Annotated in this window: 9 protein-coding genes; 4 read left to right on the top strand and 5 right to left on the bottom strand. The window is 41.5% G+C overall.

The window, feature by feature from the left end; genetic code table 11:
• On the bottom strand, positions 1-318 hold a 318-nt coding region (locus AC1DSB_RS08475), incomplete at its 3' end, for a metal-dependent hydrolase (protein ID WP_477586437.1).
• A 437-nt stretch (positions 319-755) separates the two neighbouring features.
• Here AC1DSB_RS08475 and AC1DSB_RS08470 point away from each other — a divergent pair.
• On the top strand, positions 756-1,472 hold the full coding sequence (locus tag AC1DSB_RS08470) for a toxin regulator (RefSeq protein ID WP_477532286.1): 717 nt from the start codon (positions 756-758) through the stop codon (positions 1,470-1,472).
• Between the two features lie 146 nt (positions 1,473-1,618).
• On the opposite strand, the gene AC1DSB_RS08465 is transcribed toward AC1DSB_RS08470, so the two are convergent.
• Both AC1DSB_RS08465 and AC1DSB_RS08460 read right to left on the bottom strand, forming a co-directional pair.
• On the bottom strand, positions 1,619-2,263 hold the full coding sequence (locus AC1DSB_RS08465; protein WP_477532285.1) for a hypothetical protein: 645 nt from the start codon (positions 2,261-2,263) through the stop codon (positions 1,619-1,621).
• A 47-nt stretch (positions 2,264-2,310) separates the two neighbouring features.
• Entirely contained in the window at positions 2,311-3,873 is a 1,563-nt protein-coding gene (locus tag AC1DSB_RS08460) for a fatty acid--CoA ligase (protein ID WP_477586435.1), read from the bottom strand.
• A 274-nt stretch (positions 3,874-4,147) separates the two neighbouring features.
• Between AC1DSB_RS08460 and AC1DSB_RS08455 the strand changes: the two genes are divergently transcribed.
• Both AC1DSB_RS08455 and AC1DSB_RS08450 read left to right on the top strand, forming a co-directional pair.
• A complete protein-coding gene (locus tag AC1DSB_RS08455) occupies positions 4,148-4,648 on the top strand; it encodes a hypothetical protein (RefSeq protein WP_477532284.1) in 501 nt (166 codons plus the stop codon).
• Between the two features lie 314 nt (positions 4,649-4,962).
• Positions 4,963-5,088, top strand: a complete 126-nt coding sequence (locus AC1DSB_RS08450; RefSeq protein WP_016428185.1) for a hypothetical protein — start codon at positions 4,963-4,965, stop codon at positions 5,086-5,088.
• 784 nt (positions 5,089-5,872) lie between these two features.
• Here the strand turns inward: AC1DSB_RS08450 and AC1DSB_RS08445 are convergent.
• Positions 5,873-7,792, bottom strand: a complete 1,920-nt coding sequence (locus AC1DSB_RS08445) for a S8 family serine peptidase (RefSeq protein WP_477532283.1) — start codon at positions 7,790-7,792, stop codon at positions 5,873-5,875.
• A gap of 344 nt (positions 7,793-8,136) precedes the next feature.
• Here AC1DSB_RS08445 and AC1DSB_RS08440 point away from each other — a divergent pair, with 344 nt between their 5' ends.
• Positions 8,137-9,495, top strand: coding sequence for a S1C family serine protease (locus tag AC1DSB_RS08440; RefSeq protein ID WP_477532282.1), 1,359 nt, complete (start codon positions 8,137-8,139; stop codon positions 9,493-9,495).
• Positions 9,496-9,561: 66 nt separating this feature from the next.
• On the opposite strand, the gene AC1DSB_RS08435 is transcribed toward AC1DSB_RS08440, so the two are convergent.
• On the bottom strand, positions 9,562-10,224 hold the full coding sequence (locus tag AC1DSB_RS08435; protein WP_477586433.1) for a ribonuclease H family protein: 663 nt from the start codon (positions 10,222-10,224) through the stop codon (positions 9,562-9,564).
• Positions 10,225-10,318 lie beyond the last annotated feature (94 nt).

Here is a 10,318-nt window from a genome sequence, read left to right as displayed (position 1 = left end):
GTCTAGCACATAATGACTGACCATCCCGACCAAAATTCCTTCTATCACTGCTTCGTTTGTTACAAATGATTTCATTAGAATCGAAATGATGAATAAAAATAACAAGCTGTGGGTGAAAGAACGATGTCCGAAAATCACATTAATCATTTTCGAAATGAACGGGAATGTTCGTCCAATTTTACTGCCGCCATGACAAATATCCGGAATCAACGCTCCGATAACCCCTGCCCCTACCAATAGTACGGGATCAGATGTTGTAAATTGTGCGTATGCAAGACTTGCTGTCAAACCGCCTATGATGTGTGTCTTTCCTGTCATGCTTTTGCTCCTTTTTCATTGGTTTCTATAAGGAACCAAACGATTTCATCTAATCGATGCCTTGACCAAAATTTTCCAACGATAACTCTACAACAAATCAATTACTCGAAACAAGCGGCTGAAGATGCATTTTCAAGTTCTTCTTAATTGTTATTAATATTAGGTAATTAAAGATCATTTGAGACTAGCAACTCGTAAGACTAAACACACTCCGATAATGTATAATTTTCACAAATATATACATATATAAGTATATTATTTTCAATTATCTGATTGTAAAATAATATACTTTTTTACACTATAATAGTCGATGGACTTACTTTAACCTTTATAATCCAGTTGAATTTACCCATGTGCAGCACTTATACATGATATGAATGAGTCTAATCTTATAAAGTCCAGTGGGTACAACAAAAAATTATTTTTCGGAGGAAAAAATGAATATTGATTGGAAAAGTAAAAAAGTAATCGCTATCGTTAGTGCAGTTGTAGTGGTGTTCTTTTTATTTGTAATTAGTTCAAGTGCGGCATCTAATAAGGTTTCGAAGAAAGAAGAAGAAATCGGTGCTTTGCATGTTCAAATTAGTGAACAAAAGAAAGAAATCGCTCAATTAAATGCAACAGTTGAAAAAGCAAAACCTTGGTTTGAGTTATCTGAGAAAGAACAACAAAGAAGAATTGAAGAACAAAAAGCATTAGAAGAAGCTGAAGCTAAGAAAAAAGCTGCAGAAGAAGCTGCAAAAAAAGCAGCGGCAGAAGCTAAAGCCAAGAAAGAAGCAGAAGCACTAGCCGCGGCAGAAGCTGCAGCACAGAAAAAGGCTGAAGAAGAAGAAAGAAGAGGCTATGATACTGGCATCACTTATGATCAATTAGCACGAACACCAGATGACTTCTATGGCGAAAAAGTTAAATTTTACGGTAAGGTTATTCAAGTGATGGAAGGCGATGGTGAAACCCAAGTTCGAATTGCCGTCAATGACGATTACGATAAGATTATTTATGCAAGTTACGATTCATATATAGTAGTTTCTCGTATTTTAGAAGACGACTTGATTACTTTGATGGGTACATCAGATGGTTTGTTAACTTACGAATCGACAATGGGTGGAGAAATCACAATCCCGAGCATCATCATCGATAAAATCGAACAGTAACAACTTCTTCTCGGATTACCCACCACACTTAACAAATTACATGTAGTGGTGGGTTTTTTTATGAAAAAGCAACTTAAAGACAAAAATCCAGTAGCCTGAAAAGCTACTGGATTTTCATTTCTATCATCTATTTGAAAAAGCACATTTTAGCTCTCAACTCGATAAACCAGTGTACGAATAAATTGATCCATATCCGATAAATATTCATATTTTTTCCCGTTCAATTCAAGTTCATAAATACCCGATTCCCTAATAGTAAAGGTGTTATCCCCTAAAAATTCACCCGCACGGTCTGTCGGGATCTCGTCATCGACATAACTGATGAACATGCTCATTGTATGAAAAATGGCGGCACTATCCGGACCGGTATCATGACAGATAAGCCTCATTTCAGTGATTTCTTCGGTTTCGTTATTTACCGTGTAGACCAAGCTGATTTTCACCGCAGTGTTGAACTCATGCGAAAACGTCGTAACTTCATCATTGGATTTCATTTCATCTTTCACTATCCGAGTCGCATCAAACCTGAACTCAGGATACCTCTCTATGAACTCAGATGCTGTCGCATTCCATTTTGCAACCTCGTTTTCCGCGTTCGGCAAGGTTTCCAACTGCTCGACTTTTTCAGGCTGTTCAACTACAGGCAATTCATCGTCTTCCTTAGGTACGTTCCCCTGTACTTTTACAGTCTCTTCTTTCTTAGCCACTCGATCCAACGCAAAAAAACCAACAAACAACATCCCCATACTCATCATCATACCTACAATTATCGTCACTGCTTTACTTTTCACAGGATTCCCCTAACTGTTAAACCTTCATTATCACGCCAAACTAAACATTACAAAATACTGCCGCTTTCCACTCGCTGTTCCCGCAACAAGAACTTTTGAATTTTCCCACTAGCATTTCGCGGCAATTCATTAACAAACTGATAATGCCTCGGACGTTTATAACCAGCCAGTTTGTCGTTTCCTTTACAGAATTTTTCAAGATCTTCCGCCGTAAGTTCAGGATTCTGCGTCACGATAAACGCCAGCACCGACTCTCCCCACTTCTCATCAGGAATCCCAAGCACCGCTACATCCTGCACCGATTCGTGTTCATGCAGCACATCTTCCACTTCACGCGGATAAATATTTTCGCCACCACTGATGATCATGTCATCCACACGGTCTGCCACATACAAATAGCCGTCTTCATCCATGTACCCCAAATCACTTGAATGGTACCATCCTTTATACAGCGCCTTTTCTGACGCATCCTCGCGATTGAAATAACCGGCCATCATGCAAGGACCTTTTACGATGATTTCGCCCACTTGGCCCGGTTTCAATATAGCATCCGGATTAGAAGGTCCATTCTCATTCGGCTGGACAATGCGGATTTCATGATTGTATGCAGGTTTCCCAGCTGAACCCACTTTAGTTAGCTGCTCGTCTTCCGCTAGAAACGTAATCGCCGGCCCCATTTCCGTCTGGCCATATGCCTGAATCAAATCGATACCCAAAACTTCTTTTACTTTCTTAACAAGAATGGGAGCCATTGGCGCAGCACCATACAACCCTCGTTGCAACGTCCCGACTTTCAACGCTGMCCCTTCAAGGTCTGCCATCATGCTCCACATCGTTGGAACGGCGAACATCACCGACACTTTTTCTTGCTCGATCGTATCAAGCGCAACTTGCGGATGGAATTGATGCATAATAACGCTCTTCGCACCTGCTTGAACCCTCGGAATCACACAGCAATGCAACTCAGCACAATGAAACATCGGTGCCGTTACAAGCCCAACATCATTTTTCGTATACTTTAACACGGCAGTGCAAATAAGACTTTGCTCCGCCATATCACGGTGACGGTGAATCACGCCTTTCGGACGCCCCGTCGTTCCACTCGTATACATGATGGCATACGTATCCTTCTCGTCTACTTCCACTGCTGGAGCAGTCGATTGCGCACTGCCAACCTCCGAGTGATAGCTGATTGCGAAATCTGGTGTATTCTCATTAATAAACCAAAACTGAATCTCTGGAAATTGTGGCTGAATCACTGCCACCTGATCCTTCAGAATATCTTCAAACATCACAACTTYTGGTTTTGCATCATTTAAAATATATGCCACTTCCTCCGACTTCAACCGGAAATTTATCGGATTAAAAATAGCCCCGATTTTGGCACACGCAAATAAAGTCGTCGCAAGCTCACTCGTGTTGAACAAAAACGTCGACACCCGATCTCCTCTTTCAACCCCAGCTGAACTCAGCGCATTCGCCAAACGGTGTACTTCGTCCCGCCACTCCCCATACGTCCAACGCTGCCCCCGCTTCAAATCCACAAGCGCCTCTCGATTCGGAAAATTACTCACCGTCTGATCGAAAATACTCCCTAAAGTCGCATACATCATCCCAACCCCCATCAGTATGAATCTTCATTCATTTCATTTTGTCAGAAAAGAATGAAGATTTCAATAACTTTTCGGTTTACTAAAGAAGCGTCACACCATTTCACAAAAGAAGGCGGCTGAAGATGCAATTTCAGCCGCCCCCTTGCCTTAGATATATGCTCCACTTCTCCCATTTTTCCAACTAAGTTAACTCTAGACACAAAAAATGGCTTTTGTACCTATCCTCTTCTATTAAATTTTCAGTAAAATGGAAATCTAGGGGGAAATAACCATGAATAACTGGAAACTCGCCACCATCATACTTGCTATCCTGCTCGGCATATCACTTATGTGGAGCGTTCAACAGCGCGCCAACTTTGAAAAAACACAACTCAAAGCATATGTACTCGAGTACGCCCAGCTTGAATACGCTCTAAAGGATACGATTGAAAGTTACGAACAAGGCGGAAGTCAAAAAGAGCTGGGAGAACGTCTCCACTGGTTGTCTGGATTTGTCGTTAACATTAATCCAGCGGGACAAACCGTAGCTTATCATAGCTTTGACTTCGATTATGACACTAACGTTGTTCTCAACGAAGTCCACCGCAAAGCAAGAGGCAACCAAGCCACAAAAGAAGATATAGATCGCCTTAAAACATTGCATCAACTAATCAATAGATTCCAAAAATCCGCACTCGACAACGTCAAACACAAAAGCGTCGACGATTACGAAGCCGACTTTATTGAATTTATGGAGTACTACGAAACCCAAAAAGAATACCTGTTCAAATAGAAAAGCAGCCGAAGATGTATTTTAAAAGCCTTTGGGTTACGAAAGAATATACAACTTCATACCTAGAAAGGAAGCTGCCGAAAATACAATTTCGGCAGCTTTCTGCATTGCATATAGCCTAAACGGCTACACTTTCGACACCGACTGCAAATTAATCCGCATCACTGCAATTTAATCGGCATCAAACCTGTGTTAATCTGTTTCATCCAGTTCTCCCACCAAATATGATGTAACAACTAACATTCAAATATATTTCACCACCCTATCAAATACTGGCATGTCCCTGCATATACTCCACAAAGGAGGCGGTACATATGTCGTACTATTTAGCGCTTACAATTGGGTTTATATTGTGTTTGGCCATGCTCGGGGGTGCGTTTTTTTATTTCCTTTCCCATGGATTAAAAACTCGCGATGCAACGAAAATCGATCCGAAATAAGAGAATTAAAGTTTCATAAAACAAGCACCCGTCGATAAAGCTGAGGTGCTTGTTGCTTTGTTTATTTCGGTTGAATCAAAACCTCGTCTGTGTGTCTCCCCACTCCAAGCAAGCAGTGTGACATATGCTGAAGGGTAGATTACGAGGAATGAGGTAGAAGTTTTGACAAATAATCCTTTTTATCGGAATGGAGATGAATTTGATTCATCACGCTTTCCACAAGGGTTCCAACAAGAGCTCTCAAATGATTATTTTGAGCCACCCCCATTTGGATCCCCACCCGGTGCTACCCTCCTGCCAATGGTACCACCCCCTGACTTCTCTCTACCGATCCCAGCATGGCAGGTCGGACCCAGCAGAATCAGGAATTGTCTATACCGCAACACCTATATTTGGCTAACAAACAGCAGAAGCTTTTGGTTTTTCCCTACCTTCGTAGGCAGACAAATAATCGTTGCTATCTCTGGTGAAGAAGGCGGGGATGGACATATCACATTTTGAATACGCACAAGATTCGTTCCTATCAATGCTTCTAAACGTAAAAGAACGTGGCCAACCATTTGAAATAGTTATCATTCATATAATTGGTTGATTCTCATAAGGTGAAAAATGAAAACAAGGTACGGAGTGAACATTCACTCCGTACCTTGTTTTTGCATCAAAAATTTCGTTGTATTAGAGAGAATTTACTATATTTAATATGTTTAATAGAACATCTAACTCCATCGTTATTCATAAAAAAATCCAGCCTATTTATAACTAAGCTGGATTCAAATATATTCTATTAATTTGACAACCGATACATAAACACTGCCAATTGACCACGGGTTATCGAATTAGAAACGCCATATTTCGTAGGAGAGATACCATCTGTAATATAGTTTGCAACCAAAGCGCCGACTGCATCGCTGTATTTCGGAGATACATCAGAAAAAGGGTATTTACTTCCGTCAGAAGAAAGCTTGTACGCACGTTGAAGGATAATGGCCACTTCTCCACGAGTCAATCTATCGTAAGCTCCGAATCTCGTGGTAGTTTTACCACCAACGATTCCTGCTTCTTTAAGTGCATTAACTGCCCCAATCGCGCGGTCTGGTACGTCCGTAAATCCAGATGCTTTTGCAGTTTCCTTATTCAAGCCAAGTTCTTTGGCCAACCAGATGGCTGCATCCGCACGTTTGATATTTTTCGATACGCCAAATTCAGTCATAGATATGCCACGTGTAATTTGATTTTGGACCAAATACGTAACTGCTGGTGAATAGAAAGATGTGACATCCTGGAACTTCGGAACAGCTTGAGTCTGGGGATTCGGACTGTTAACGACAATCATTGTCGACTGCCCCTCATAGGTTGCTGTAATGGTTGTGCTCCCATAGCCCTTCAACTCTACCTTACCACCCGTAACCGTCGCTACTGCAGTGTTGGCTGAGGTCCAATTCGCTGCATCTGTTACGTCTTGAACTTTGCCATTTTTATACGTTGCCGATACAGTGACTGCTATGATTTCCCCAGGCTTGCCAGTTAGTGAATTGACACTCAAAATCATCCCTGTTAAAGGATTTGCTTTTTGGAAATCAACCGGATCCAGGAAAGAAGCTGCCTGGATAAAACCGTAGCCGAAATACGGATCTCTCCCTGTCGCGCCTAGATCCTTAGTATGTTCAATCAGAACTAGTCGAAGCTGCTCATTTGTCAATTCAGGATATGCTTGCTTTAACAACGCAAGTTGACCTGTCACATATGGCGTCGCCATTGACGTTCCGCTCATATAAGCATATTGATTGTCTAAATAGGTACTCAATATTTCCACACCTGGAGCTGCCACTTCGACTTCTGGACCAGTGGAGGAAAAGGATGCCCGTTCAAAAAAACTGTTAACAGCACCGACACCGATTACCGAAGCATAACGCGCAGGAAAATCGACCGTGTCACCCAGACCATTCGGGGCTCCATCATTCCCAGCGGCCGCCACAATCAATAACCCACTGTCATAGGCCTTGTTAACGACATTAAGGAATGAACGAGTACTTGTTTGTGTTCCTGAACTCAAATTGATGATGTCCATGCCGTTTGCAATCGACCAATCGATTCCCTCGATTAAATCCGATAAGTAAGCCTCGCCGTTACGGTCAAATGCTTTTATCGCATAAATTTCCGCCTCATAGGCGACTCCTCTCACCCCAAAACTATTATTGCGTGCACCTATGATTCCAGCCACATGCGTTCCATGTCCTTGATCATCATTGTAGGAAGAGGTGTAACCAACCGTCGAAATACCTCCAGCAATGTCAAGGTCACTATGCGGAGAAATTCCTGAATCTATGACTGCGACTTTGATGCCTTTACCTGTAAATCCAGAATCCCAAGCTGATGGAACTCTAGTAGACTCAATCCCCCAATCTTCCAATTGGTTATTGAGCTTGAGGACGATATCTTCCTCGACAAGGTGCACAGAAGGGTCTTCTCGAAGATCGGCAGCTTCTGCTGAAGTCAAATCGACAGACGCCATATCCACCTCTGTATAGGCTTCTGTCATTTCACCGCCAGCTTCCAACACCGTCTCTTTCATTTCCTGCTCATTAAGTTCTTCATCAAATACAACGAGCATTCGTTTCTCTTCGTACTCTTCGGCAGAAACAGTGGCATTTCCATAAGAGCATAATAGCCAAGTCACAGATAAACCCATAACGAAACTTTTCAATGTGACTTCCCCTTTCAAGTAAACTTGGCATTGTAAAAACAAATTCAAGAAAAACATTCTATATGTATGAATAGCGCTATTATTCTCGACATCTCTTATCATTTTAATTACCTATAACGCAGCCGACAACAAAATCTTTTTAGTAACTTCCCACTACTATTTTTATTATCGGTTAAAAGCTTTCACTATGAACAAAAAAACGACCATTTATTAAAGCTCGGGGCGCATTTGCTAATCTATTTATTTATATAATTTCCAATATTTATATTTTCATAGTGCTTTTATTACGCGCATATGGTATTAATTGTATTGTTAAAATATTGCAACGAGAGGAATTGTTATCATTGAAAAAGTTAATTATTTTGATGTTATCTGCTTTTTTATTTTTTACAGTCTCAAGTACGCCCGTTTCTGCAGCGTCGAAAAACATGTGGGGCAAGATTGAGATTCAAACTGGGATGGTCGGTAAAATCCAGATTTTGAAGGATACTGATTTATATTCGGTTAGTAATGGTAAGTTGAAATTTGTGAAGAAGTTGAAAAAAGGAAATGAGCATGGCATTTACGGAGAGTCAAAAAGCTTTGGTGGTGTCTATAAGCTGACTGGGAGTAATGTTGTTAAGAAGTCTTCTTCCATTAAGTATGTACCAGTTCCAAAAGCAACCAAAAAAGTTTATACAACAAAAGAAATTGTAGGCTTAAACGATGCCAAGATTGTGCTTATTGATACTGATCAAGGACAAGGCAGTGGAATCGTCGTTGGAAATGGCTTGATTTTAACAAACCACCATGTCATTGATGGTGTGACGAATGCGACCGTCACTTTCACTAACGGTCAAAAGTTGGATGTAAAAGGCATTGTGGAATCCGATGCCAAAAAAGATATTGCCTTAATCAAAACAACGAAAACGTTCAAAACAGCAACTGTTGCAATTCGTCCTTCCAGCAAAGGGCTCGCTAAAGGTGAAAAAGTAGTTGCAATCGGAAGCCCCATCGGCTTGCAAAATACAGTTTCGGAAGGCATTATTAGTTCGTTCCGTACAATTAATGGCGTTTCTTTGATTCAAACTAATGCAGATATTGACCACGGCAGTTCTGGTGGTGGATTATTTGATACGAGTGGGCAACTAATCGGGATGACAAGCAGTGGTTTTGATAGTTTGAGTGCTAACCTAAATTTCGCGATTTCCACAGAAGTGTTTATGCCTTTAGTGAAGAAATATAGCAGTAAAACCCATGCGAGCATTAACGCTTCTTTCCCAATTCAAGTACAAACTCCCACCCTTGATAAGATTTCACTTGGGATGACGATGGAACAAGTCAAGAACCTATCAGGCGGTGTTTTCTACAGTCAGGAAAATGAGTATTTGACCTACACGGATGTAACTGTTTACGGATTAATGGCGGACGTGGATTACGAATTCGAAAACAACAAACTCGTCTCCATATCGGTTTATCACTATGTGGCAGATAATGCGCCTGACTTAGAAACAATTGAGAACTATTTCGACTACATGTACGATCAGCTTCGTTTAACATACGGGGAAGCTGATGAACTTGAATCGGATTGGGTAGAGGTGGATGATGGTTATCGTTTAGCTGCTTACTGGGCAAACAATAAACATGACGCTTTTCTATTGGTTCAAGTATTCTTGAATGACGAAACGTTTGGTGGCGTTCAGTTCACCATTTTAGAACAATAATGAAAAGCAGCCCCAGAAATCGATATAGATTTCCAAGGCTGCTTCTTTTATATGCTTTATTATTTCCTACTCTGCCTTCAACTCACTAGTCGCCAGTATCTCAATCCCATTCAATGCCTGCGTCGCCAATCGGTCCGCTTCTCCATTCGATTTACGTGGAACCAATTGGTATTCGGGCTGGAGACCAAGTTCATTTAGCTTTTCGTCAATCCGGTCTGCCCACCGGGAGAGATTGGATTCGAGCGCTGGCCATTCCCCATTCAACTGATTGATGACCACTTGTGAATCCCCAACGATTTTGACCGGGAGATGATGGACGTTCAAGAGCTCGAGTTCCTGCAGACATAAGTAAAGTGCCGCATATTCCGCCTCATTATTTGAAATCAGTTCGGCAGAAGGCGCGTTCCGTCGCAATCTGTATGACTTCCCGCTCTGTTCATAATAGATGACGCAGCCTAATCCAGAACTGTTTGTCGCGACATCAAACCCACCATCGAAATGAACCGTGATGTTATGTGGTTCGGTTTCAAGCCCTTTCAAGTATTGTTTCATTTCTTTCACCGTCCACGTGCTATCGTKCTCATCCGTGAACGTTACCTTTTTTGTACGCTTCGTCCGCTCTAAATCTTCCGCAATCAGCAAAGCATGCGCAATCGGCAATTCTTCGGATTGGAAGAAGGTTTCGGTTCCTTTAGGTGTTCGGTAATTCCATTCGATTCTGATTTTCACGGCCAGTCCTCCCTTTTCAACAATACTATGTATGTATATTATTCCCTTTTTGCCCCATCTAAACAATATGAGTTTTCCCAAGGCTGTTTATGTA

This window comes from Paenisporosarcina sp. P4_E4_2 (genome assembly GCF_056401595.1).
This window is presented reverse-complemented; position numbering and strand designations above follow the sequence as displayed.

What these genes read in the sequence shown, in the direction of transcription:
- AC1DSB_RS08470 (WP_477532286.1), top strand. Translation starts at nt 756, where the DNA reads ATGAATATTGATTGGAAAAGTAAAAAAGTAATCGCTATCGTTAGTGCA.
- AC1DSB_RS08455 (WP_477532284.1), top strand. Translation starts at nt 4,148, where the DNA reads ATGAATAACTGGAAACTCGCCACCATCATACTTGCTATCCTGCTCGGC.
- AC1DSB_RS08450 (WP_016428185.1), top strand. Translation starts at nt 4,963, where the DNA reads ATGTCGTACTATTTAGCGCTTACAATTGGGTTTATATTGTGTTTGGCC.